A 23,823-nucleotide genomic window follows, 5' to 3' on the forward strand; every position below is an offset into this window, starting at 1 on the left:
CTTCCTTTAGTCTGTGCTTATTAGATAGCCGGTATTAATTGTCTGGGGAAAACATGAATAATACGCGGTTGCTGCCATATCGTTCCGCCGCAATCTGGGCACTATTGATAAAGCGCACTTGTGATTGTGCCTCAAGCGGCAACAGTTCACGTAATTTACTAATATGTTCATCGCCGCTAACAATAGCGGACTCCGGCGTATTGCGATCCCCGATGACCAAGGCAATAAGGTGGCGATCCGGATAATCATTTAAAAATCGTCGAATACGCGGGATGTCGGATACGTCCATCTGGGCGATGATGCCATCATCAACCGAATTCTGCTCTGGTAAGACTTCATCCAGACGCACCATCACATCACCAGCACCCCGGCGATTGATGTATATGGTCAAATAGTTACCAGCATTGTCTTGGGCTGCCGCTAACCACTGACTGCCATCTGCTCCGTATAACAGATAATCGCCAAAGAAGTTATTCGCCCAAGCATTAGCGCTACCACAAGCACGAGCTTCACACTGGTATAGAATGGAATAGTCGGTAAGCTGAGTTTGATAATGGCGAATCACCTCTTCCAAATCGGCATTGCGATCTATCTTGTAGAGAGTCGCAGTTTTCTCGCCAGCGATTCTGGTAACTTGCTCTGGCTCCCAGCCACGACCAACTCGTGCGATCTTGGCGAGAGGAATTTCAATAAAAGGCGCTTGCGCAGATTCGCTTTTGACTAGTTGAGCTGCCCGAAAGGGTTCTAACATGGCGGCCATTGAGGACATGGAGACACTAACAGAACTGCATATCGCGGCAGCACCGATAAGGTGCTTGTAAGTTACCTTCATAGCCATAAAACTTCCCCTTAAGTCACCAAACTTAGTTCTGATCAATAAATTTGGTAATCTGCTGTGCCACTAAAGTGGCGGTGCTTGGCTCCAAGTGAAAATGATGCCCACCGGGCAACCATTCTAGTTTGATCCACGGGAAGGCTTCTGATCGCTTTTTCACCAGCGTTAAGTTGTCTTGGTAAATACCCTCTTCGGCCACTAACGCCAATGTGGGGCATTTGATCTCACTAATAAAGGCTTCCACTGCCGCCTCATCCATACGAAATGGAGACGGAAAGGTCAGCTTCGGATCATGGCGCCAATGCCAACCATGTTCCGTTTCTTGTGCAGCTCGACGCACAAGGGGTGTTGCAGCCGCTTCGCTCAGTTTCGTCATACCTTGCATTCGTGCATGAACCAGATCTGCCAGTTGCGGGTAACGCACCTGGCGATCACCACGATACTTGAGCATTTTTTGCATGGCGCGCTGCATTGTCACCACGCGCTCATGTGGACTGGCAGAGAGTGGCCCCATGTTATCTAAGATAATTAAGCCACGTACTTTTTCAGGCGCTAATGCTGCAACCAGCATAGCGACTGCTCCCCCCATGCTATGACCAATTACCCAGCTACTTTGCGTGCTATTTTGTAACACTCGGATAGCGTCTAGCGCATGATCCCATAGGTGATAAAAACTTCCGTCAGGCTTATGATCCGACAGGCCGTGCCCAGATTGATCCAGAGCAACATGATTAAAGTCACTCAGATACGGAGCAAGGTTATCGAAACTGGCCGCATTATCTAGCCATCCATGTAAAGACAATACGCGCAAAGCACTTGGATTGGATGATAGCCACTGCTTACCGGCTAACTTGCTGTAGCCTAGATTAAAGACAACTTCTTTTGCCATTTTCTCCCCAGCTAAGCACGTTGTTTTAATTTAGGTAAGATTCCCCAACGAAATTGGCAGCATGCTGTGGCGAATAAATCCCCTTCCATTGCCGCTAAGGCAGCCGTTTCCATGCTAAATTGATGGGGCAAAGGAGCATCGGCGAGCATATCAACTAACTGATAGGCAAATGGCTGATGGGTTACGAGTAAAATGGACTGATAGGGCAGATCGTTTAACCACAATGCCACATCGAGCTCGCGACCACTTGGCGTGATCGTATCGACAGTTTGTATCTCAGCTTGTGTGCCGAATACTTTAATAAACTCATTGGCGGTTTGTTGCGCCCTAAGGTAAGGACTCACAAAAATTGCATCAAAGTCTTCACCCGTTTCGGCGAATTGCATGGCGGTTGACTGAACCTCTGCCATCCCGAGCTCGGTAAGATAGCGAGAGGCATCATTCTCGTAGCCAGATGCTTGAGCATTACCGTGACGGAGTACGTAGAGGCGCTTAGTGGCCATTGTCATCACCATTCGGCCAAGCTTGGAACGGGAAAGGCTTTTCTTCGGTTTGGAACGCTAAGAAGCGGAAGCTCTGCTGAATGAAAGTTGACAGACTTGTTAACCAACCGCCAAGGGTATAAGGCTCGTATCGAGACGCCAATTTAATAATGGTAACGATGACTAAAAGAAAACCAAATACACATACTGCTAAGTTGATTAAACCCCAGTACAGTGCCATAAATACTAGGCGAATCCACATGCTTTGATCTTTGTAACCAGGCTTTGACATGGCCTTATTCTCCTGCCGTTGCAAACTCAACATCCCATTTTTGCTCTCCGGTCATTAGGCTACCGATAAGAGATTCTAGGGACGCATTTTCAAAAATTAACTTATATAATCCCGCCGCCAATGGCATGTAAAGCCCATGTTTCTGGGCTTCATCTACAACCATCTTCAGGGTGTTGACCCCTTCCGCCACTTCGCCAATTTCGGCAACTGCGTCCTCTAGTTTTTTTCCAGAACCGAGGGCAAAACCTACTCGATGGTTACGACTTAGCGGTGACGTACAGGTAGCGATTAAATCCCCCATGCCCGCCAAACCCAAAAAAGTCATGGGATTAGCGCCAAAATGCACGGCAAAACGACTCATCTCCGCGAGACTACGGGTCATGATCATCGCCATGGTGTTTTCACCAACTTTAAGTGCTTTGGCGAGTCCACAAACAATGGCGTAGATATTTTTTAGCGCTCCAGCCAACTCGACACCGGTGGCATCTTCATTTTCATAGACACGAAAAGTTTTGGATTTGAGCAGTTCGATAACCGTATCGCGCACCCCTTCATCGGCGCTGGCGATCACAGAACCAGTGAGCTGTCCTGCCGCAATTTCTTTTGCCAAATTTGGACCGCTTAACACACCGATTCGTTCCGTGACGCCATTGCGACGCAAGATATCGCTCATCAACTCAAAGCGGCTTGGATTGAACCCTTTAGTTGTACTAATCAATAGTTTTTGGGGAGTTAACAGTGGGCGAATTCGCTCCACTACCTGCTCAAATGACTTGGAGGGAATAGAAACAAAAATAGTATCGCTGGCTCTAATGGCGGATTCTAAGTTACTAGTGGCTAGCAATTCGCGGTGCAAAGGAGCATTTGGTAAATAACGGCTGTTGAGGCCAGTTAAATTTATCTCTTCGACTTGCTGCTCATTACGCATCCATTGGCTAACTTGATGTCCATTCTGAGCCATGATGTTCGCCAAAGCAGTACCAAAACTACCACCACCCAGTACACAAACTGATTGTTTATCCATTTCTGCAATGTGCCTTATTGTTATGATGAACAGCTGACCTCAAGCTTGCGTCCCCAATCAGGGGGGCGTTTGGCAAGCTGCTCACTGTCACTATGCTCGTCGAAGGGCGTTGCCAAAACCTTTAGTAACTGGCGCATGGGTAAATAATTGCCCTGCTCCGCCGCCTCTATAGCATGGTGAGCGAGATAATTTCTAAGTATAAATTTGGGGTTGACGGCATACATTTCAAGGGCAACTGCGTGCTGGTCGCGACTGTCATCACGGCGTTCCCAGTACTGCTCTAGCCAGATCTGTAAACGTTGGCGATCAATCACCTCATCTAGGACAGGACTATTGTCGATACGGGAACAGGCGCAAAGTTTACGCCAGAAGAGAGTGTAGTCCATCTGCTCTTGGCGCAGAATCGTCCAAAGTCCATCAAGTAACGATTCAACATCTTTACTGCTGGATAGACCCAATTTAGCAGCCATTAGCTGGTCGTAGGTACTTTGCAACTTAGGTTCGTACTGCTGTAAGGCGTTGATTAGCTGCTCACGACTTAAGCGTCTTGAAAAACAGCGAGCTAGGCAATTTAAATTCCAGAGGCCGATACTTGGTTGATTTTGAAAAGCGTAGCGCCCCTCATAATCTGAATGGTTACAGATCCATTTAGGATCATAGTCTTCCATAAAACCAAACGGACCATAATCGATAGTATCGCCGATAATAGAGAAATTATCCGTATTCATCACGCCATGCTGGAAACCAACGGCTTGCCAGTTGGCAATCATAACCGCGGTGCGCTCTACAATATCGATAAACATCGCCTCAATAGGGTCACGAGCGGTAGCACATTGCGGAAAAAGGTTGGCTAACGTGTAATCTATTAGCTGATCAAGATTGTCGTAACGTTGATGGGCAAAGAAATATTCGAAGTGACCAAACCTAATATGGGTTCGTGCAGTGCGAACCAGCATAGCCCCTGGCTCTGGCTTTTCACGATAAACCGCCTCACGGCTATCAAATAGTGCCAGTGCGCGCGTTGTTGCAATGCCTAAACCATGCATAGCCTCGCTACACAAGTATTCTCGAATACAAGAACGCAGCACCGCGCGACCATCACCCATGCGACTGTAAGGCGTTTGCCCAGCTCCTTTCACGTGGAGATCGTGAAAACTACCATCGGCCGCTTGGACTTCGCCAAGTAACACACCACGACCGTCACCCAACCGGGGGGTGAAACCTCCAAACTGATGACCAGCATAAACCATACTGAGCGTTTCAGGGATGTCGATGGCACCGCTAAGGACAGCCTTAACGGAGTCATCTTTTAGATCCACACCTAGAAAATTAGCGAGGTCGGCGTTGCCTTCTACTAAACGCTGTTCAGCCAACGGCTGCACACGAGTGTGAAGAAAAAAATCATCGCCTAATGCTGCAAAACGATGGTGTAGCTGCATAGGGATTAGCCGTTATCGACCATGTATTCGCAGCGAATACTCTCTCCGACCACCTTCTCAATTTCAGGGATCATAAAAGCATCGTCTTCGCTGGCAAAACTGACGGACTTACCCGTCTCGCCACCACGACCAGTACGACCAATACGGTGAACATAGTCCTCTGGGTCTTCCGGCAGGGTGTAGTTGACCACAAGCTCGATGTTGTCCACATGGATTCCACGACCGGCAACATCCGTCGCCACAAGTACCTGAATCACACCATCTTTGAAGTTCTGGAGTGTCTTAACTCGTTTATCTTGGGAAACTTCTCCAGATAGCATGGCGCAGCTAAATTTCGCATCTTTTAAACGCTCATAAAGATCGCGAGTCTCATCGCGACGATTGGCGAAAATGATGGTGCGCTGGGAGCCATTCTCTTCGATCAAAGACTTCAATACCGGCCATTTTTGTTCAGCTTCAACCGTGTAAATGACTTGATCGATATTTTTGTTGGTAGTCTCTTTTGGAACCACAGATACTTCTTTAGGCAAGTAAGTCCATTGGCGCGCCAAATTTTGAATGTCCCGTGGGAACGTGGCACTAAACAACATGGTTTGGCGACGTTCCTTGTGCGGAGTCATTCGGATGATGCTCTTGACATCCGGGATAAAGCCCATGGACAGCATTCGATCCGCTTCATCCAACACCAAGCACTCAACTTTGTTCAGCATGACTTTTTTGTTGCGGGCGAAATCTAACAGACGTCCCGGAGTCGCAACCACAATATCAGCAGATTCGCTTTCTAAAGCTCGTTGTTGTTTGTCATAACTCATACCACCCACTAAAGAAACCACGTTTAGGTCACAGTTAGTGGTTAGTTTTTCCGCCTCGTCGGCGATCTGTAGCGCAAGTTCTCGTGTCGGCGCAATGATTAGGCCTCGGGCAAAGTGACTTGGACGCTCTTCTTCAAGTGGGTAATCAAGAAAGTCACTGATCATCGCAATTAGAAAAGCGGCCGTTTTGCCAGTACCGGTTTGCGCTTGGCCAATCAAGTCATAGCCCTGTAGGGTAATCGGTAATGTTTCAGCCTGAATTTCACTGCAGTACTCAAACCCCATTTCCTGAATGGATTTAAGAACACGGTCAGGAAGATTTAAATCGTGGAAGCGAGCCTTACCAGTCAACTCTGGTACCTGAAACTGGGCTAACGACCAAGGTTGCTGATCATTGCTTGTGTTAGGCTTTGGCCCTTTGTCGGCTCGCTTGGTTGGCGCTGCTTCGGCTTGTAGAGGCATTGACTTTTCTTCTATGGTTTCATCATTGCCTTGATCCACACGTTCACGATGGTATTTTTGACGTGGTGACTTATTACGTGGACGGCGAGAGCGTTTTGGGCCCTTGCGTTCTGAGCTGGCGTCTTTTTGGGTATTTTCCATTATGTATTGTTTCGTTTCTCGTTGGAGATTTAGTGAGTTTGGGCTGAGTGTATCAATATGCACTACTTTTATCACCCTTAGTTTTGTAGTCGCCGATAGGGAGGCAAACTGTTTATTAGCTGGGAACCATATCGTTTAGTGAGCAAGCGCTTATCTAAAATATGAATTTCCCCTTCGTCCTGTTCACTACGCAGCAGCCTACCGGTAGCTTGTACTAAGCGTAATGACGCATCCGGTATGGAGATTTCCATAAAAGGATTGCCGCCCCGCTTTTGTATCCACTCAGCCAGTGTCGCTTCAACTGGGTCATCTGGCACGGCAAATGGGATTTTGGCAATATACACCCTCGTCAAATAATTGCCTGGCAAATCTACCCCTTCGGCAAAACTGGCCAGTCCAAAAAGAATACTCCCTTTTCCTCCGTCGATGGCCTTGCGGTGGGCGTCCAAAGTAATGCGTTTTGATTGCTCTCCCTGAATCAGCAGCAGATCTTTAAGTGGCTCATTCAGCCCCGCAGCCACCTCTTCCATCTGACGCCGGGAGGAAAATAGCACCAGACTTCCGCGACTCACATCTAGGTGGTCGTTTAAATAACGAATTACCTCTTTGCTATGCAAATCACCAGCGCTGGGTTCCGCTTGCATATTGGGGATACATAAGGCTCCTTTGTTAGCAAAATCGAAAGGACTCAGCACCCGCAGGTATTCGCTAGTGCGTGGCACGCCGGAGCGCATATTGAAACGGTGAAATTCATTCAGAGCAGTCAAGGTAGCGGAGGTTACCACCGCACCAAAGCATTTATCCCATAACTGCATACGTAATGTATGGGCTGCCAATATGGGAGAGCCACCCAATTCAATATCTTGGTCTAGCCCTACTCCTGTTACGGCCAACCAACGTGCATTCGGCGGATAGGTGGGATCGTCTTGCAGAGAAAATAATAGCCACAGCTCTCGGGAGGCTTCCAAACGGCCTAAAATCACACCCAATATGGGCTGCCAAGCCTCGCCTACCTCTGCAGTGATCCCCATACCCTCGTTTTGTTTCGCTTTTTTGCACTCATCGAGAATGCTATCAATTTGTCCATGTAGCTTCTGATAGGAGGTTGCTAAGCTATAAGCCAATTGTCGCAACTCATCGGGTATTACACCGAACTCAAACCGATGAAATCGGGTTTCTTGATCCAAGCCTAAGTTTGCAATATACGGTGCAAGTCCCTGCTGCGCGTATTGAATAAAGTTAACAATGCTGTTGATCTGTTGGGGGATCTTTAGCAGTAGTTGCCCCGTCACACAAACCTCTTCCGTCAACTCTTGGCGCAGGTTAATCAAGTTCTTATCAAGCTGCTTTAGCCATTGGATACTCTGCTGTAGCCGTACTTCGTGCCGAAAATGGGAAATGGCTTTATCTGGCAGGTGGTGTCCTTCATCAAATATATAAATAGTTTCTTCCGGTGCAGTGAGGATGGCACCACCACCTAATGACAAATCCGCCAGTACTAAATCGTGGTTCGCGACTATGATGTCCGCCGTTTCCAGTTCGGCTCTCGCTTTGAAAAAAGGGCAAGCAGAGAAATTGGCGCAGTTGCGATTAGTACACTGTTGATGGTCGGTGGTAATCCGTTGCCAATCCTGTTCACGTAAGCTGCCTTCCCAGTTGTCTTTGTCGCCATCCCAATTACCGTCCCGTAGCGCCTTATCCATTTCTTGATACAACACAGTATTGATTTCGTCCGGCGATAAATGCTGTTCAATTAGACCGGCAAACATGTCTTCCATGGGGGTATCTTCGGTACTGAGCAGACTGTCTAATTGGTTAAGACAAAGATATCTGCCACGGCCTTTCGCAAGGGTGTAGCGAAACTGCAAATCGGTTAGGGAGAGCAAATCAGGTAGCTCTTTGTGCAAAATCTGTTCTTGCAAAGCCACGGTAGCGGTGGAAATAACTAATTTGACGCCCTTTTGTTTAGCAATCGGAATCGCTGATAAACAATAAGACAAAGTTTTACCAGTACCCGTTCCGGCCTCGATCACGGCAATGTGCTTTTCGCCCAGCCGCTCCCCTTCGGAACCCTGCGTTATCCCGCCTAGGGTGCGCGCGATGGTCGCGATCATGTGGCGCTGGCCTACACGGGCGTTATGGCCCTTTGACTTGAGATATTGGCGGTAGGCATGTTGAATACTTTGTTTTAATTCGTCGGAAAGCATGAGAACTATTGAGAAACCTAAACTTTGCTGTATATAATACCAGTACCTGTACAAACAAACAGATGCTTTATGATTAAATTAACCAAAAGACAGTCCGACGTATTGGAAACCATCCGTGCCTTTATCGATGAAACCGGCTTCCCACCGACCCGCGTTGAAATTGCTAAACGGCTAGGTTTTCGCTCACCTAACGCCGCCGAGGAGCACCTCAAAGCCCTTTGTAAAAAAGGCGCAATTGAAATGCTTTCCGGCGCTTCCCGCGGTATTCGTCTTGTGGAAGAAGCCCCCGATGCCGCTAACGACGAGGGCACTTTGCCAATTATTGGTCGAGTCGCCGCAGGCTTTCCCATTTTAGCTCAGGAAAATATCGACTCCCGCGTGGCGATTCCTGCCGATATGTTCTCTCCTAAAGCCGACTATTTATTATCAGTAAGTGGCATGAGTATGAAGAACGTCGGAATTTACGACGGCGACTTGATTGCGGTACATAGAACTCATGCTGTACGAAATGGGCAAATCGTTGTGGCCCGGATCGGTGATGAGGTCACCGTTAAGCGGTTCCAAAAACAAGGGCGCATGGTTCACTTAATTCCTGAAAACGAGGAATTTGATGACATCATCGTAGACTTAGAAAGTGAAGAGCTCACCATTGAAGGTCTCTCCGTAGGTGTCATCCGCCGCGGTCATTAAGCTCGGCACTAACTGCTAGCAAGGATGCTAACAGTTAGTGGAGTATTCTGGGAAGTTCCTCTTCTTCGAGCTCGTCATAATCATCAAGGTCCTCGAAACCCTCCGAATAGACGAAATCGATACCTGCGTGAAACATGCGTTTTGCTAGTTCAAAATAACGATCTTTTAGATAATCCTTAGTGTCGTCGGAAATTTTTAGTACCGCTAAAGGCGGGCACTCCTCTTCCCCTTCATCGTGGGCTGGGCGCAGCACGATATCGCCATTTTCCAGTTCTACAATTTCTAAAAAGGTATCTTTCATATCAGTACTCTGACGCATCTTCGCGGTAGCGCAAGACTAACTCTACTAGTGCATCTAGGATAAATTTGGTCGAGGCTCCCCCGTCGGAGCCTTTACCAATTAGCTGTGCAGGAGTGGCAGTTTGTACCGGCGATTGACGACACTCGAATTGGGTATCGTAACGCTCGAACAATTGCCGCAACCAAGATTGAGGTTGCGATAATTGCTGGCTAAGTTCATTCAGTACCGGAATACTCTGCTCTGCGGTCGCTGCCGCCTGCTGCAACTGCTCTATAGTCAGTTGATCAGCCTTCAGGCGATAGCCTTGCTTAATCTCCTGTAGTAGCCCATTTACCGCGCTGCGAAGCTGGTACACAGCGGAAGACTCTAAACTGCCAACCAGCCATTGGGCCTGTTCCATTTGACTTTGCTGGAGTAGGCGTCGTGCCGCATCAAGGCGCTGATTAGTCGCACTAGCATGACTGACTTGGGACATTATTTCTTTTTCCCTTCCTCGACTAGCCACTGCTTACCATTGTAAAAAGCCTTCCAACCAGTTGGTTTACCATCCACTTCGGTCATAATGTATTGCTCTTTAGTCTTGCGGCTAAAGCGAATGACAGTTGGATTGCCCTCGTTATCTTGGGTGGGAGCCTTGGCGAAGTAAGCGTACTTAGGATCAATTTGATCCATGTATGGCAGCAGCTCTTTGACTAACGGCGGGCGGGTCTCGCGCTTCTTCGGAAATTGGCTAGCAGCCAAAAACAGTCCCGTCGCCCCATCACGTAATACGTAGTGGTCTTCGACCTTTTCGCATGCCAAATCCGGCATTGGGACTGGGTCCATTTTCGGTGGTGCAACTTCCCCATTTTTGAGCAGTTTGCGAGTGTTGCTGCAAGCCTCATTCGTACAGCCGAAGTACTTACCAAAACGGCCCGTTTTTAGCTGCATGTCGTGACCGCATTTGTCACACTCGATAAGCGGGCCATCGTAGCCTTTGATTTTGTAGTTACCCTGTTCTACTTCGTATCCATCGCAACTTGGGTTGTTACCACAAACATGTAACTTGCGGTGTTCATCCATCAAATAACTATCCATGGCAGAACCACATTTCTGGCAGCGGCGCTTGTTGATGAGAGCTTTGGATTCGCCTTCTTCGTCGTCAACCGCAATAGCTTCGTCACCGCTAATCAAGTTAATAGTAGCTTTGCAGCGTTCTTTCGGTGGCAAGGCATAACCAGAGCAGGATAGAAATACGCCGGTGCTGGCAGTACGGATTTGCATTGGACGACCGCATGTGGGACAAGCGATATCAGTGGGTGTAGGCTCATTGGGTGCCATGCCCCCGTCCTCACTTTCTGCCACGGTCAGTGTGTTACTGAAATCGCTATAAAAATCGTCTAACACCTTAATCCAGTCTTTTTCGCCTTGGGCGATATCATCCAACTCCTCTTCCATCTGCGCGGTAAAGCTATAGTTCATCAAACTATTAAAGCTTTGTACCAAACGATCGGTGACAATATCCCCCATCTTCTCTGCAAAGAAACGGCGATTTTCTACCCGCACGTAGCCGCGCTCTTGGATCGTGGAAATAATGGACGCATAAGTGGACGGACGACCAATGCCGCGTTTCTCCAATTCTTTTACTAGGCTAGCTTCGCTGTAGCGGGCTGGCGGCTTGGTGAAATGTTGGGCAGGCAATAATTCTTGTAAAGCTAACACTTCACCCTTTTGCATTTCGGGCAAGATAGTGTCTTCGCCCTTACGCCCCATTGGCGTAAGTACGCGGGTGTAACCGTCGAAACGTAGAATGCGCCCCTTGGCTTTTAGCTCATATTCCCCTGCTGTCACCGTAACCGTGGTAGAAGTGTACTGGGCTGGTGTCATTTGGCAGGCGATAAACTGATTGCGAATCAAGTCGTATAGACGGTGCGCATCCTTGTCCATACCCTGTAGCTGGCTCTCGACAACATGAACATCAGATGGGCGAATCGCTTCGTGGGCCTCTTGAGCACCTTCCTTGCTGGAATAACGAATAACGTCTTTCGGCAAGTAGGCGTCACCAAAACGCTGCTGAATAAAGTCACGTACCGCCTCGGTCGCTTCAGCACTTAGGTTAGTGGAGTCAGTACGCATGTAGGTAATGTAACCTGCTTCATATAAGCGCTGAGCCAACATCATGGTTTTTTTCACCCCGAAGCCTAGCCGAGTACTAGCGGCTTGTTGCAACGTAGAGGTGATAAAGGGAGCGGAAGGTTTAGAACTGGTTGGCTTATCTTCCCGCTGCGCTACTGTAAAGGCTAACTGTTGCAAACGCGCTAGGTGCTCGTCTGACTGGGCTTTGTTAACTGGGCGATATTCTTTGCCTTGGTATTTGGTAGTAGCAAAAGTGACATTGCTGCTATCCGTGGTAAGCAGGTTAGCATCCAGTTCCCAAAATTCCTCCGGCACAAAGGCGCGAATTTCTTTTTCACGCTCCACAATCAAGCGCACGGCCACTGACTGCACACGGCCAGCCGACAGACCTCTGGCAACTTTCGCCCACAACAAGGGCGACACCATAAAACCGACCACACGATCTAAGAATCGACGGGCTTGCTGGGCATTAACCCGATTCATATCAAGATCAGACGGGGTCTCGAATGCCGCTGTGATGGCATTTTTAGTGATTTCGTTAAACACTACGCGCTTATAGCGGGCATCGTCACCGCCAATAGCTTCACGTAAGTGCCAGGCTATAGCTTCCCCTTCCCTATCCAAGTCCGTTGCGAGATAGATGGTGTCGGCATTTTTCGCTAAGCGCTTAAGCTCATCTACTACTTTTTCTTTGCCTGGTAGTACTTCGTAGTGGGCTTCCCAGTTACTTTCCGGGTTTACCCCCATGCGTTCAATAAGCTTCTGGCGGGACTTTTGGCTTTTATAGGCAGCTTTTTCTTCGGGGCTCATTTTGCGGGTGATAGCCGCTTGCTTAGCACGCTCTTGAGGGGTCGTAGTCGCAGTAGATCCGGTCGGTAGATCGCGGATATGACCGACACTCGATTTCACCACAAAATCGTTGCCGAGGTATTTGTTGATGGTTTTCGCCTTCGCCGGCGACTCCACAATAACCAGAGATTTTCCCATTGAGAATTAAAAGCCTTATTTGATCAAAATAAAAAAGCAGATAGCATACGCGTTGAGCCACGGGGCGCAGATATTAAGCAAAGCGCTTTTATATGACAAGCTATCGCTGTATTGTTTGCGACTTCAGTGTAAAGCATATTTTTGTAAATTCGCCTACACCATACTGAAATCATAGACAAAGGACAATCATGGCTTTACTGCAAATCCTGACAATTGCTGTACTCTTTATCATTGTTATCCTATCTGTAGTGATCGGCAGTCGCGCGCAACAAAAGGAGCGGGAGTTAACTGAACGGCGCTTCAAGCAAATGCAGTTAACCAACCGAGCAGATCGTATTGAGCAACATATTAAGGGCTTAGCCCCCATTAACACCGACAATATCGTTAGTGATGTCTTTTACGACTTTTACCTTGATTGCTTGCGGGAGCTACTAGACTACACCGACGATGCTGAGAAGATAGAAGCCCGTATCGCAGCTGCCGAGCGAGAGCGTGAGCACGAGCCAAATCCTATCGAACCAGAACCAAGCGAGCTGTCTTTTCAAGAGAAAAGCAAATACAAAGAACGCCTGACAAAAGCGGCGAAAATGTTGCTATATATGCGTCGTAAAGGGCGTATAAGCCACACTCACTATAAACTGTGTTATGACTATTTACGTTGGTTAAACGTATGGATTCAGCTTAATCGCCAGCTCGTTCAAGCCGCCAAGAACTTCCATACTGGCGATATGCGCGTGGCACAAACCCTCTATGGAGTGGTTCACTCCCACTTAAAATCCAATAATTTAGATCGTCCGGAAAAGAAAGAGTTAGAGCAGTTTGTGCACAAACGCATCCAAGAGATTATAGCTCCTCAGATTATGGCACTGCAGAATTCTGAACACCCTGAAGAAGCCCTAGCAGACTTACTCATTAGCATGGATGGTATGTCTGATGCTGAACTGCTAGAAGAGGCGGAAGCACCTAAAACTAACGCCACGCCAACAAAAGGCGCAAGACATTAGCCAAATGATCTACCGTCTCTTGGCTGCCCTGCTCTTTCCAGTAAAGACTTACCCCTTCTGCTTTTATTTCGATAGCAAATAACGGAACAGGGATCTGTTCCAGAGCTTCACGCAACTCTTGTTCTATCGCCATCGGAGCGCTGACATACCAGCCACTAACTAGTAATTCATGCTTCCAGACTTCAAATGGATACAGATTGATTTGTGTAAAGTCTTTGAGCGGCTTGTCTCGGTGTAGATGATAAGCACAAGCAGCTTGCTTAGTCGTGACCTTATCCCATTTATCAGGCAAGGTGACCTGCGTAAGTTGCACTTGAATCCCGTGTTTACGTGCCCGCATACGCAAATCCATTATTTGTCGTTCTTTTTTTGACGGAAGTATCCATAATGCGGATCCCATCAATGAAAATACAATTAATACTACGATTATTTCAGTCATTGTTTTACTCTTAAAGCTACCCCATCACGGAACACTGGAGGCACGTTATGTCATTTAAGCATGTGGTACTGGCCGTCGACTTGACCGAGGAAAGCATCCTGGTCGCTAATAAAGCCGTTGAAATCTGTAAAGCCTTCGAGGCAGATCTTACCATTATTCACGTTATTGAATCTCTAAACTACGCCTATGGCGGTGACGTACCAATCGACATCACCGACATACAACAGCAATTACAAAACGCGGCTCACGAGAAGATGACTCTACTAGTGGACCAGCTAGGTATTCCGGTGCGAGAAACTCAAGTCACCCAAGGAGGTATCGAGAGCGAAATTCATCGTATAGCTGAAGACAAAGCGGCTGATTTAATTGTTGTCGGTAGTCATGGTCGCCACGGCTTAGCGCTGCTGTTAGGTTCGACTGCGAACGGTGTACTACATGGGGCGCCTTGCGACGTACTTGCAGTGCGGGTAAACGGCAATAAATAGTTGCCAAAATAAAAGGGAGACTTACACGTCTCCCTTTAAACTTTTCCAAATTGACTAGTTGCGCGTCCAAGTAGTCCCTTCGCGACTATCAAGTAGCGTAATCCCCTGCTCCAGCAGCAAATCACGAATTTCGTCGGAACGAGCGAAATCCTTGGCTTTACGGGCTGCAGCACGTTCAGCTATGTAGCCTTCGATTTCTTCTGCCGAGAGGCCTTCTGCAATCGTACTGTTTTGCATAAAGTACTCTGGATCTTGATACAAAAGACCAAGCACTTCAGCCAACGTTTTTAACTCCGCAGCAAGCAATGGGGCTTCAGCACTGCCTTCCGCTCGGGCTTTATTCAGGTCACGTACCAACTCGAACATGATCGATAGCGCTACTGGAGTATTAAAGTCATCGCACATGGCTTCTTTAAAACGCTGAGTGAACTCCGAAGGAGTAAACTCGGAAGCAACCTCTTGACCACGCAGTGCCGTATATAAACGCTCTAATGCCGTTTTCGCGTCTTTCAAGCTAGCGTCAGAATAGTCGATACTGCTGCGGTATTGGCTAGATACCATTAGATAGCGAACAACCTCGGGATTGAACTTCTCTAACACTTCGCGAATGGTGAAGAAGTTACCCAAAGATTTGGACATTTTTTCATTATTCACGCGCACGGCACCGCAGTGCATCCAGTAATTTACGTATTGCTCGCCGGTAGCCGCTTCGGATTGTGCAATTTCGTTTTCGTGATGGGGGAACTTAAGGTCCGGTCCACCACCATGGATATCGAAATGTGCGCCAAGACAGTGAGTAGACATGGCCGAACACTCGATGTGCCAACCCGGGCGTCCTTTACCCCAAGAAGACTCCCAAGCCACTTCTCCGGCTTTGGCAGGCTTCCACAACACAAAATCCGCCGGATGCTCCTTCGATGCTTCCACTTCGATACGAGCGCCAGCCAGCATTTCTTCAAGTTTGCGATTATTCAACTTACCATATTCGGCGAATTTACTGGCTCGGTAATAAACGTCACCGGTTTCACCTTGGTAAGCAAAACCCTTATCCACCAACACCTGAATCATGTCGATGATCTGCTGCATAAATTCGGTGGCCCTGGGCTCAATATCCGGTAGTTTATTGCCAAGGGCCACTTCATCTTCATGCATGGCATCAATCATACGCGCTGTAAGCTGCGCCGGTGTTTCACCGTTCTCATCAGCACGCTTGATGATTTTGTCATCCACATCCGTGATATTGCGCACATAGGTCAAGTCGTAACCAATATGACGCAAGAATCGGGTAATCACGTCGAAAGAGATCATCGCCCGGGCATGACCGATATGACAGTAGTCATACACAGTAATGCCACAGACGTACATCTTGACCTTGCCTGGCTCGATGGGCTTAAACTCTTCTTTCTTCCCCGATAGGGTATTAAATACTTTTAACATGAGTCGCTGATTAACCTTTCGCTTCGATTTTTGCCCAAGAATCACGCAGTGTAACGGTGCGGTTAAACACCATACCTTCTTCCTTTAGATCACGGCAGAAATAGCCTTCACGCTCAAACTGGTAACCCACGCCTGGTTCCGCGTTGGCAAGGGATGGTTCTAGTTTTGCATTAGTAGCCAAAGTTAATGAATCTGGGTTGATAAAATCTAAGAAGGTTTTGCCTTCGTGTTTCGCATCAGGGGATTCATGGTTAAACAGACGATCGTACAATCGCACCGTAGCATCGACCGCATGTTTTGCACTGACCCAGTGAATAACGCCATTAGGCTTGTATCCTTCAGGATTCACGCCAAGGGTATTTTCATCGTAGGTACAAAGTAGCTCAACCACGTTACCTGCTGCGTCGCGAATCACTTCGTTACAAGTAATCACGTAGCCACCACGTAGACGCACTGCCGCATTGAGGCTCAAGCGTTTCCATTTACGGGGGGCAACTTCTTCGAAGTCAGCCGCATCAATGAAAAGCTCTTTGCTGAATGGTACTTCGCGGGAGCCTGCTGCTTCGTTTTTCGGGTGATTACCAAGCGTGAAGATCTCTTCTTTATCTTCTGGATAGTTAGTGAGTGTCACCTTGATTGGGTTAAGTACCGCCATAGCACGGTTAGCATTGGCATCCAAATCCTCACGAATAGCATGTTCCAGCATGCTCACGTCAACCACACCGTCAGCTTTCGTTACGCCAATACGGTCACAGAAATTACGGATCGACGCAGGAGTAAAACCACGACGACGCATACCAGAAATGGTTGGCATACGAGGGTCATCCCAGCTTTCAACGTGTTTTTCGTCGACCAACTGCTTCAACTTACGCTTACTGGTCACCGTATAGTTAAGATTCAGGCGAGCAAATTCGATTTGCTGCGGATGAGCCGTACCAAGCGTTTCCAAAGTCCAATCGTATAGTGGACGGTGATCTTGGAATTCCAATGTACAAATGGAGTGAGTGATGCCTTCTAATGCATCAGACAAACAATGAGTGAAATCGTACATGGGGTAAACGCACCATTTATCACCGGTTTGGTGGTGATGAACATGGCGTACGCGATAGATAATTGGGTCGCGCATATTGATATTGGGGCTTGCCATATCAATCTTGGCCCGTAGCACTTTCTCACCATCCGTGTATTTGCCATCTCGCATTTCCAAGAATAGCTGCATGTTTTCTTCAGGAGTACGGTCACGGTATGGGCTGTTTTTACCGGGCTCTTTTAATGTGCCACGATATTCGCGCATCTGCTCGGGAGTCAGTTCACACACATAAGCCTTACCCATTTCGATCAAACGACAAGCAAAATCAAACAATTGATCGAAGTAATCTGATGCGTACTTCGGCTCGTCTTGCCATTGGAAGCCCAACCACTCTACATCTCGCTTGATGGATTCCACATACTCAACACTTTCTTTTTCAGGGTTGGTATCGTCAAAACGAAGGTTACATTGACCCTGATAACGCTGGGCAATACCAAAATTCAAGCAAATGGATTTGGCATGACCGATGTGTAAATAGCCATTTGGCTCCGGTGGGAAGCGAGTAACGACCTTGCCGCCGTGCTTGCCAGTTTCGTTATCTTTATCAATGATTTGGGTGATGAAGTTCCCGGTTTTTGACGTGTCTGACATGTTGAATGTGGGTCCCGTGAGGTGTTCTGGAAACGTTTATAAATAAGCGCCTAAGTATATCTGATTTTCTTTAGCAATGGGTACGCCCTAACGGGTTTTCTAGCCACCAACAAATAATTTCATTAAGAAAAACACCAACACCCCTACACAAATGGTAAGCAACTGACGTTTAAACACTAAACCAATTAAGAGTGAAGTCAGCGCACCGACAAACCACGGATTCAGCAAGCTTAGCGCCAGACCTTCGCTGTTGGTAAGGGACATAGGAGCAATAATGGCAGTTAACACCGAGATAGGTACAAACTTAAGTGCTTTATCAAGCCACTCTGGAATTTCTGCTCGATGAGCGCCAGCAAATAAAACCACACGAATACCGTAGGTCACTATAAACATTCCCAGAATAATCAGTGCCAATTCAAGGTTAGACATTTGCAGCTCCTCGCTTCTTATCTACTTCTGAATATCGATCAAGGCAATATCCAACCAGCACGGCCAGCAGTGTGGCAAGAATCAAACCAAGGTGATTAGGCATCTCTTTAAGTGTTACTGAAGCAATAATCGCTACACCAAAAGCTCCCCAATATGGCACGCTCTTGAGGTATGGCGTTACGATTCCGATGAATGTTGCCACCATAGCAAACTCTAAACCCCAGTCACTAATACCCGGAATAAGCTCCCCTGCCAATGCACCCAAAACGGTAGTGACGTTCCACATAAGATAAAAACTCAAAAAGGAACCGATGTAGACTTGGTGGCCATCGGCTTTATTCGCCGACCCCATATCGTACATAGGGCGCACTGCTGCATAGGTTTCGTCAATCAACCCAAACCCCATCAGTAAACGCAGCCTTAAGGGCAAATGCCTTACAAAACGCAACATATCCGCCGCATACAGAATGTGACGCAGGTTGACTACAAAAGTGGTCAATATGATCACCCACAATGGCGCGTCTGCCGCAATTAGCCCCAGCGCCACGAATTGCGCCGACCCTGCAAAGACAATGCTCGACATGGCAATCGCAAACCAGATACTCAAATCATTCGCAGCCGCCAACGAGCCAAATAATAGGCCGAACGGGACGCCACCTATGATCATCGGGATGGAGGCAAAAGCGCCTCGCTGTGCATTTTTATAGGCGTTCATGGCTGCCCCCCAAGTGCTTGATCATGCGAATATTTGCCCGTGGCACACTAAAACTCGAACTTGAAGAATCTACTGCAAAACCAAATTTCTGATACAACCCGAGCGCAGGCTCAAGTAAAGTGTGAGATTCAAGTACCAGGGCTACTGCATTCATGGCGGTCGCTGCTGAGATAGCATCCTCCAGCAATCGCTCCCCCACGCCTAAACGCTGAAATCGCTCATCGACTGCCAGTTTGCCCAGTTCCATCATGTTTCTATCTGTTGGCATGATAAAATACGTACCAATTGCCTTGTTATCGAGCGTAGCAACTTTGACTTTCCCCCCTTTGGCGAGAATGTGTGTTTCGGGATTATTCAGCAATAAATGGTCTTTCTCATAAATGTCATCGGAAAAAAAGCGTTCCAGCCATGCCATATTAAGTGCTTTGAAAGCCGCATAGTCTTCACTTGACTGACAATCGCGAATTTCCAGCAATTCTGGATGTAGCCTTAAAATAACGCGTTTTGCATAGGGGCCATTCAGCAATTTCGATTCGAGTCCTTCAAGCTGCATCAGAAAGGGGCCTGATAGCTGCCGAAGATAGAAATCCAACTCCATTCCAATAGCCATCAAAACTGGCTCAGCCTTATGCATTTCCTGCTGTGATAGCTCCGATAGACAGATAGCTGAACGCCGCAGATCGCTCTCATCTTGAATCTTAAGTAGTAAACCTTCTTTTAGCATTTTTGCGACTTGCTTACTGACTGCGGGGTGAGACAACCCTAGTCGCTCAGATATTTGAACGACGGATAAAGAGCATTCCTGTTGCAACAAACGCAGGATCGGAAAATAGGTCGAAGAAATCATGAGAGATTCATTGCCATAGACTGCTTGAACTTCACTGTAGAGAAAATCACTAAGACGCTTTAAACGACTACCTAGTGACAAAATGCCAAACTGCTCCATAAACAACACCCTCAACACAACAATGTAACTGGTTACGAATGATATATGCGTAACCAGTTACGCACAAGTGCTCCGACGAGTATAAAATAAGGTAATTTCCCGTTAAGACTGGCCAGCCAATGCCTATTTGCTATAATTCGCGCCCTTGATTAGAAGGGGTAAAAATCCATGTCAAACAGAGCTGTAGTTGTCTATTCCGGAGGGATGGATTCTTATACCGTGCTACACAAAGCACTTGCTGAAGGCAAAGAGGTGTACGCACTTTCATTCAACTATGGTCAGCGCCATAGCAAAGAATTAGAGGTTGCCGCTCTAGTTTGTGCCGAATTGGGTGTTTCGCACAAAATCGTTGATATCTCTGCTATTAACCAATTAATGGCAGGGTCATCCCTGACTAGCGATATTGATATCCCAGAGGGACATTACGCCGAAGAAAGCATGAAAAATACCGTCGTGCCTAATCGGAATATGGTGTTGCTATCCATGGCGATTGCCTATGCAGTGTCACTTGAGGCGCCAGAAGTCTATTACGGCGCTCATTCTGGGGACCATCATATTTATCCAGATTGTCGACCTGAATTTGTCCATGCCATGAATGCGGTTGCAGGTATTGCTAACTATCAAGCAGTGGAAATTGTCACCCCGTTCTTAAATTCCAGTAAGGGTGAAATCTTAGCTGCCGGTTTAGCAATGGGGTTGGATTACAGCAAAACTTGGACTTGTTATAATGGCCGTGTACAGGCTTGTGGTAAATGTGGTGCCTGTAATGAACGTCTGGAAGCTTTTGCCGAGCAAAACACCCAAGATCCACTTAGTTATGAAATTTAAGATCACTAAATCTTAAACGCTTTGCCGTTGGGTTCCGGTCGCCGGCTCGCTGATGGTTATTTTGATTAACGCAGCCTCGACTGTCTTCGAGTGATTGTAGGTATTCAAGCTCTATGTACACTGTCAAAGAAGCCTTTTACTCTCTTCAGGGGGAAGGCGCCCATGCTGGTCGTCCAGCGATTTTCTGTCGTTTCACCGGATGCAATCTATGGAGTGGCAAGGAAAAACACCGTTCCAGCGCTCAATGTCAATTTTGCGATACGGACTTTATTGGCACCGATGGCCAAAACGGTGGTCGTTTTGATACCGCTGAGGATCTCATTGCCCACCTAAATACCCTATGGCCAACCAACGCAGCCCACAAGTATCTAATCTTCACCGGCGGTGAACCAGCACTCCAATTAGATGAAGCCCTTATCGCTTGCGCCAAAGAGCATGATTACACCATCGCCATCGAAACAAACGGTACACTTTTGCTACCAGACGGTATTGACTGGATTTGTGTCAGCCCGAAAACAGCCGCCCCCCTGATGGTCACGCAAGGTAATGAGTTAAAACTGGTTTACCCTCAAGCCCACTTGCCCCCTGAATTATTCACTGGGCTAGAATTTGACCATTTCTATTTACAACCGATGGATCAGAGCGCCCTACCCGATGGTTACATCCTTGTAAATGATAGCCAACAGGCAACGATTAGCTATTGTTTAGCACATCCACAGTGGCGACTTAGCTTACAAACACATAAAATGCTGGGCATTGATTAATATCGATACCCAATCTATCTATTTTAGGAATTTATCATGATCGTATTTCATACCAATTTTGGTGATATCCAAATCGAACTAGACTACGAAAAAGCACCAAAAACGGCCAAAAATTTCGAGGAATATGTGACTTCTGGTTTTTACGACGGCGTGATTTTTCACCGTGTAATCAATGGCTTTATGATCCAAGGTGGCGGTTTCGAGCCTGGCATGAAACAAAAAGATACTCGTGCTCCAATCGAAAACGAAGCAGACAACGGTCTAGAAAACACCGTAGGCACGCTAGCTATGGCGCGCACCATGGATCCACATTCCGCTTCTGCTCAATTCTTTATCAACGTTGCCAACAATAGCTTCTTGAACCATCGCAGCAAAACGCCAGACGGCTGGGGTTACGCGGTATTTGGCAAAGTTACTGCAGGCATGGATGTTGTAAACAAAATCAAAGAAGTGCAAACCACTATGAAAGCTGGCCATCAAGACGTGCCAGCGGAAGACGTGATCATTGAATCAGCTGAACTGATCAAATAAACATGTCTGCTTGCTTCATTTCAGATTTACATCTAAGTGACGCGCGCCTGGAGCTCATCCGGGCGTTTTGTTTGCTGCTCGCAAGAATGGATCAACAAGGGTGTGAAAAGCTTTATATTCTTGGGGATTTTTTCGAAGCCTATATTGGTGACGACTATGAACCCGAATGGATGGAGCCGATCAACGACGCATTAAAAAAATTCAATTCCCCTGTCAAACGCACCTATTTTCTGCATGGAAACCGGGATTTTCTGGTCGGTGAAACCTGGGCAGCCAAGTGTGGTTGTCTATTGCTACCAGAGCAATATCAGGTCGAGCTTGACGGAATAAAACTCTTTCTATGTCATGGGGATGAATTTTGCGTTGATGATGTGGCTTATCAGCAATTTCGTGCATTGGTGCGCTCACCACAATGGCAGCAACAGACCCTGGCATTACCAATAACAGAACGGTTACAGCTGGCACGCAAGTTAAGAGACGACAGTCGCAGCCAGTCTAGTGAAAAAGCCAGCTACATAATGGATGTTAATCAAGGGGCCATTAGTGAAAGATTAGCTCAAGAGAAGGCAGATCTGTTAATTCACGGACATACCCATCGACCAAATCTGCACCTAAACGATAAAACACCGCGACTAGTTCTTGGCGACTGGGATGAATTCATATGGTATGCCTTCCTAAACATGGAAGAGATCAGACAGTATGCTACCTCAGTGTCTGATTTAGTTGGTAGCAATTGGGACAATGTGACCCAACGGCATCACTGGCAAATAGCGGGCAAGCAAAGAGAGTGACAGGCAATTGCCACTCTCTAAGTGTTTTGCATCGGCTATAAATGTAACAGTTCTTTGACCCAGCCAGTTTCGGCTCCATCTCGGGAGCGTTTGTATTCCATATTACGATCGTGCAACAGAGCAATGGCCCGGAAAAAGGCATTGTTTACTGTCACCGGACTAAGTTCTACTCCGTAAGTAGACCACCAATGTTGCTGCGCTTTGCTGGTCAGTACTTGATAGAGATAATCCAGTTCCACCGTACCCTGATACACCTGCTCTAGGTCGATACCGGGTTCACTCTTAGCGATCTGTAGCGTTAGCCAGTAGGTCACATCCGGCAATAAGTCATTCATATTGGTACTCATTGTGCTGCCCTCCCGTTGTTGGAGCCTACCCTTGCAGTGTAGCAGCACAATGGCACTTGTGAAGTGAAAAACTTCTTAAGATGCGTTAACCAATGGTAATAATTTGTTTAATTAGGCCGCTTTTGGTGGCCCGCTATGCACTCGAAACTCATTATCCGGCGCAACGATTAGCTGATGTTCCAGCGCTCGAAAAAAGGCGATACGCTCGTCAATGGGTTCTCCGGCATATTCTTCCGCCAAACTGAGGTAGTCTTCAAAATGACGTGCTTCCGACTTAAGTAGAGAGCGGTAGAATTTAGCCAATTCATCATCTAAGTGGGGAATCAGCACCGCAAAGCGTTCGCAGGAGCGAGCTTCCACAAAAGCGCCGATAATCAGGGTGTCGACTAACTTGGCAGGCTCATGGGTACGAATATGCTGGCGTAAGCCGTGAGCATAACGGGAAGCTTCTAAGTGAACGTACGGGATATTACGACGACGCATAATTTTGTGTACTTGTTCAAAGTGCAGTAATTCTTCCCGCGCTAGCTGAGACATTTTTGTCAGTAGATTGTCTCGATCTACATAGCGATACATGAGACTCATCGCTGTGGAAGCCGCTTTTTTCTCACAATGGGCATGATCAACCAGTAGCAGCTCTTCATTTTCCAATGCCCATTGCACCCATGCTTGGGGAGATTCGCAGGGCAAAAAGGCGACCAGCTCAGGATACTCGCTTAACATGACTAAACCTTTATCTTTTGAAAAAGG

General features: G+C 47.3%; 26 protein-coding genes. 7 read left to right on the forward strand and 19 right to left on the reverse strand.

The window, feature by feature from the left end:
* Nucleotides 1-34: 34 nt before the first annotated feature.
* The 8 genes from FJM67_RS01055 to dinG form a co-directional block, all read right to left on the reverse strand.
* Nucleotides 35-838 carry a DUF4892 domain-containing protein gene (locus tag FJM67_RS01055; RefSeq protein WP_235889953.1) on the reverse strand — a complete coding sequence of 268 codons (804 nt, stop codon included), beginning with the start codon at nt 836-838 and terminating at the stop codon, nt 35-37.
* Nucleotides 839-863: 25 nt separating this feature from the next.
* Nucleotides 864-1,724 (reverse strand): alpha/beta fold hydrolase, encoded by an 861-nt coding sequence (locus FJM67_RS01060; protein WP_140586826.1) that lies wholly within the window; start codon nt 1,722-1,724, stop codon nt 864-866.
* Nucleotides 1,725-1,735: 11 nt separating this feature from the next.
* Nucleotides 1,736-2,227, reverse strand: a complete 492-nt coding sequence (sixA, locus tag FJM67_RS01065; RefSeq protein WP_140586827.1) for a phosphohistidine phosphatase SixA — start codon at nt 2,225-2,227, stop codon at nt 1,736-1,738.
* On the reverse strand, nt 2,217-2,498 hold the full coding sequence (locus FJM67_RS01070; protein WP_140586828.1) for a DUF4389 domain-containing protein: 282 nt from the start codon (nt 2,496-2,498) through the stop codon (nt 2,217-2,219). Before FJM67_RS01070 ends, sixA begins: the two co-directional genes overlap by 11 nt.
* Nucleotides 2,499-2,502: 4 nt before the next feature.
* Nucleotides 2,503-3,522 carry an NAD(P)H-dependent glycerol-3-phosphate dehydrogenase gene (locus tag FJM67_RS01075; RefSeq protein WP_140586829.1) on the reverse strand — a complete coding sequence of 340 codons (1,020 nt, stop codon included), beginning with the start codon at nt 3,520-3,522 and terminating at the stop codon, nt 2,503-2,505.
* A gap of 20 nt (nt 3,523-3,542) precedes the next feature.
* Nucleotides 3,543-4,961, reverse strand: coding sequence for a protein adenylyltransferase SelO (locus tag FJM67_RS01080; protein ID WP_140586830.1), 1,419 nt, complete (start codon nt 4,959-4,961; stop codon nt 3,543-3,545).
* 5 nt (nt 4,962-4,966) lie between these two features.
* Complete coding sequence (locus FJM67_RS01085) at nt 4,967-6,376, reverse strand: DEAD/DEAH box helicase (protein ID WP_235889954.1); 1,410 nt, start codon at nt 6,374-6,376, stop codon at nt 4,967-4,969.
* Nucleotides 6,377-6,453: 77 nt separating this feature from the next.
* Nucleotides 6,454-8,583, reverse strand: a complete 2,130-nt coding sequence (gene dinG / locus FJM67_RS01090) for an ATP-dependent DNA helicase DinG (protein ID WP_140586831.1) — start codon at nt 8,581-8,583, stop codon at nt 6,454-6,456.
* Between the two features lie 69 nt (nt 8,584-8,652).
* Between dinG and lexA the strand changes: the two genes are divergently transcribed.
* Nucleotides 8,653-9,273 (forward strand): transcriptional repressor LexA, encoded by a 621-nt coding sequence (gene lexA, locus FJM67_RS01095; protein ID WP_140586832.1) that lies wholly within the window; start codon nt 8,653-8,655, stop codon nt 9,271-9,273.
* A 34-nt stretch (nt 9,274-9,307) separates the two neighbouring features.
* Here lexA and FJM67_RS01100 read toward each other — a convergent pair whose 3' ends face one another.
* The 3 genes from FJM67_RS01100 to topA are packed head-to-tail and all read right to left on the reverse strand — an operon-like array spanning nt 9,308 to nt 12,676.
* The gene (locus FJM67_RS01100; protein ID WP_140586833.1) at nt 9,308-9,574 is read right to left on the reverse strand and encodes a hypothetical protein; all 267 of its coding nucleotides are present in this window, start codon (nt 9,572-9,574) and stop codon (nt 9,308-9,310) included.
* 1 nt (nt 9,575) lies between these two features.
* Nucleotides 9,576-10,049: a DUF6586 family protein gene (locus FJM67_RS01105; RefSeq protein ID WP_140586834.1), complete on the reverse strand. Its 474-nt coding sequence runs from the start codon at nt 10,047-10,049 to the stop codon at nt 9,576-9,578.
* Nucleotides 10,049-12,676 carry a type I DNA topoisomerase gene (gene topA / locus FJM67_RS01110; RefSeq protein WP_140586835.1) on the reverse strand — a complete coding sequence of 876 codons (2,628 nt, stop codon included), beginning with the start codon at nt 12,674-12,676 and terminating at the stop codon, nt 10,049-10,051. Before topA ends, FJM67_RS01105 begins: the two co-directional genes overlap by 1 nt.
* A gap of 188 nt (nt 12,677-12,864) precedes the next feature.
* On the opposite strand from topA, the gene FJM67_RS01115 reads away from it, so the two are divergent.
* Nucleotides 12,865-13,680: a DNA topoisomerase I gene (locus FJM67_RS01115; protein ID WP_140586836.1), complete on the forward strand. Its 816-nt coding sequence runs from the start codon at nt 12,865-12,867 to the stop codon at nt 13,678-13,680.
* Here the strand turns inward: FJM67_RS01115 and FJM67_RS01120 are convergent.
* Complete coding sequence (locus tag FJM67_RS01120) at nt 13,646-14,020, reverse strand: hypothetical protein (RefSeq protein ID WP_140586837.1); 375 nt, start codon at nt 14,018-14,020, stop codon at nt 13,646-13,648. The genes FJM67_RS01115 and FJM67_RS01120 overlap by 35 nt on opposite strands.
* 146 nt (nt 14,021-14,166) lie before the next feature.
* On the opposite strand from FJM67_RS01120, the gene FJM67_RS01125 reads away from it, so the two are divergent.
* Complete coding sequence (locus FJM67_RS01125; RefSeq protein ID WP_140586838.1) at nt 14,167-14,604, forward strand: universal stress protein; 438 nt, start codon at nt 14,167-14,169, stop codon at nt 14,602-14,604.
* 54 nt (nt 14,605-14,658) lie between these two features.
* Here FJM67_RS01125 and cysS read toward each other — a convergent pair whose 3' ends face one another.
* The 5 genes from cysS to FJM67_RS01150 all read right to left on the reverse strand — a co-directional run bounded on the left by cysS (nt 14,659) and on the right by FJM67_RS01150 (nt 19,812).
* The gene (cysS, locus tag FJM67_RS01130; protein WP_140586839.1) at nt 14,659-16,041 is read right to left on the reverse strand and encodes a cysteine--tRNA ligase; all 1,383 of its coding nucleotides are present in this window, start codon (nt 16,039-16,041) and stop codon (nt 14,659-14,661) included.
* A 10-nt stretch (nt 16,042-16,051) separates the two neighbouring features.
* Nucleotides 16,052-17,722 (reverse strand): glutamine--tRNA ligase/YqeY domain fusion protein, encoded by a 1,671-nt coding sequence (locus FJM67_RS01135; RefSeq protein ID WP_140586840.1) that lies wholly within the window; start codon nt 17,720-17,722, stop codon nt 16,052-16,054.
* Between the two features lie 99 nt (nt 17,723-17,821).
* Nucleotides 17,822-18,151: an AzlD domain-containing protein gene (locus tag FJM67_RS01140; protein ID WP_140586841.1), complete on the reverse strand. Its 330-nt coding sequence runs from the start codon at nt 18,149-18,151 to the stop codon at nt 17,822-17,824.
* Entirely contained in the window at nt 18,144-18,866 is a 723-nt protein-coding gene (locus FJM67_RS01145; RefSeq protein WP_140586842.1) for an AzlC family ABC transporter permease, read from the reverse strand. The genes FJM67_RS01140 and FJM67_RS01145 overlap by 8 nt, the downstream gene beginning before the upstream one ends.
* On the reverse strand, nt 18,853-19,812 hold the full coding sequence (locus FJM67_RS01150; protein ID WP_140586843.1) for a bifunctional helix-turn-helix transcriptional regulator/GNAT family N-acetyltransferase: 960 nt from the start codon (nt 19,810-19,812) through the stop codon (nt 18,853-18,855). Before FJM67_RS01150 ends, FJM67_RS01145 begins: the two co-directional genes overlap by 14 nt.
* 168 nt (nt 19,813-19,980) lie before the next feature.
* Between FJM67_RS01150 and queC the strand changes: the two genes are divergently transcribed.
* The 4 genes from queC to FJM67_RS01170 all read left to right on the forward strand — a co-directional run bounded on the left by queC (nt 19,981) and on the right by FJM67_RS01170 (nt 22,726).
* On the forward strand, nt 19,981-20,640 hold the full coding sequence (gene queC, locus FJM67_RS01155) for a 7-cyano-7-deazaguanine synthase QueC (RefSeq protein ID WP_140586844.1): 660 nt from the start codon (nt 19,981-19,983) through the stop codon (nt 20,638-20,640).
* Nucleotides 20,641-20,753: 113 nt separating this feature from the next.
* Entirely contained in the window at nt 20,754-21,404 is a 651-nt protein-coding gene (gene queE / locus FJM67_RS01160; RefSeq protein ID WP_140586845.1) for a 7-carboxy-7-deazaguanine synthase, read from the forward strand.
* A gap of 36 nt (nt 21,405-21,440) precedes the next feature.
* Nucleotides 21,441-21,935, forward strand: coding sequence for a peptidylprolyl isomerase (locus FJM67_RS01165; RefSeq protein ID WP_140586846.1), 495 nt, complete (start codon nt 21,441-21,443; stop codon nt 21,933-21,935).
* Nucleotides 21,936-21,937: 2 nt separating this feature from the next.
* Nucleotides 21,938-22,726 carry a UDP-2,3-diacylglucosamine diphosphatase gene (locus tag FJM67_RS01170; protein ID WP_140586847.1) on the forward strand — a complete coding sequence of 263 codons (789 nt, stop codon included), beginning with the start codon at nt 21,938-21,940 and terminating at the stop codon, nt 22,724-22,726.
* 35 nt (nt 22,727-22,761) lie between these two features.
* Here FJM67_RS01170 and FJM67_RS01175 read toward each other — a convergent pair whose 3' ends face one another.
* Together FJM67_RS01175 and miaE are read right to left on the reverse strand one after the other, a co-directional pair.
* The gene (locus FJM67_RS01175) at nt 22,762-23,073 is read right to left on the reverse strand and encodes a hypothetical protein (protein ID WP_140586848.1); all 312 of its coding nucleotides are present in this window, start codon (nt 23,071-23,073) and stop codon (nt 22,762-22,764) included.
* Nucleotides 23,074-23,184: 111 nt separating this feature from the next.
* Nucleotides 23,185-23,796, reverse strand: a complete 612-nt coding sequence (gene miaE, locus FJM67_RS01180) for a tRNA-(ms[2]io[6]A)-hydroxylase (protein ID WP_140586849.1) — start codon at nt 23,794-23,796, stop codon at nt 23,185-23,187.
* Nucleotides 23,797-23,823: the final 27 nt, after the last annotated feature.

The sequence above is a fragment of the Maribrevibacterium harenarium genome, from assembly GCF_006385675.1.
In the GTDB taxonomy this organism is placed as follows: domain Bacteria; phylum Pseudomonadota; class Gammaproteobacteria; order Pseudomonadales; family Marinomonadaceae; genus Marinomonas; species Marinomonas harenarium.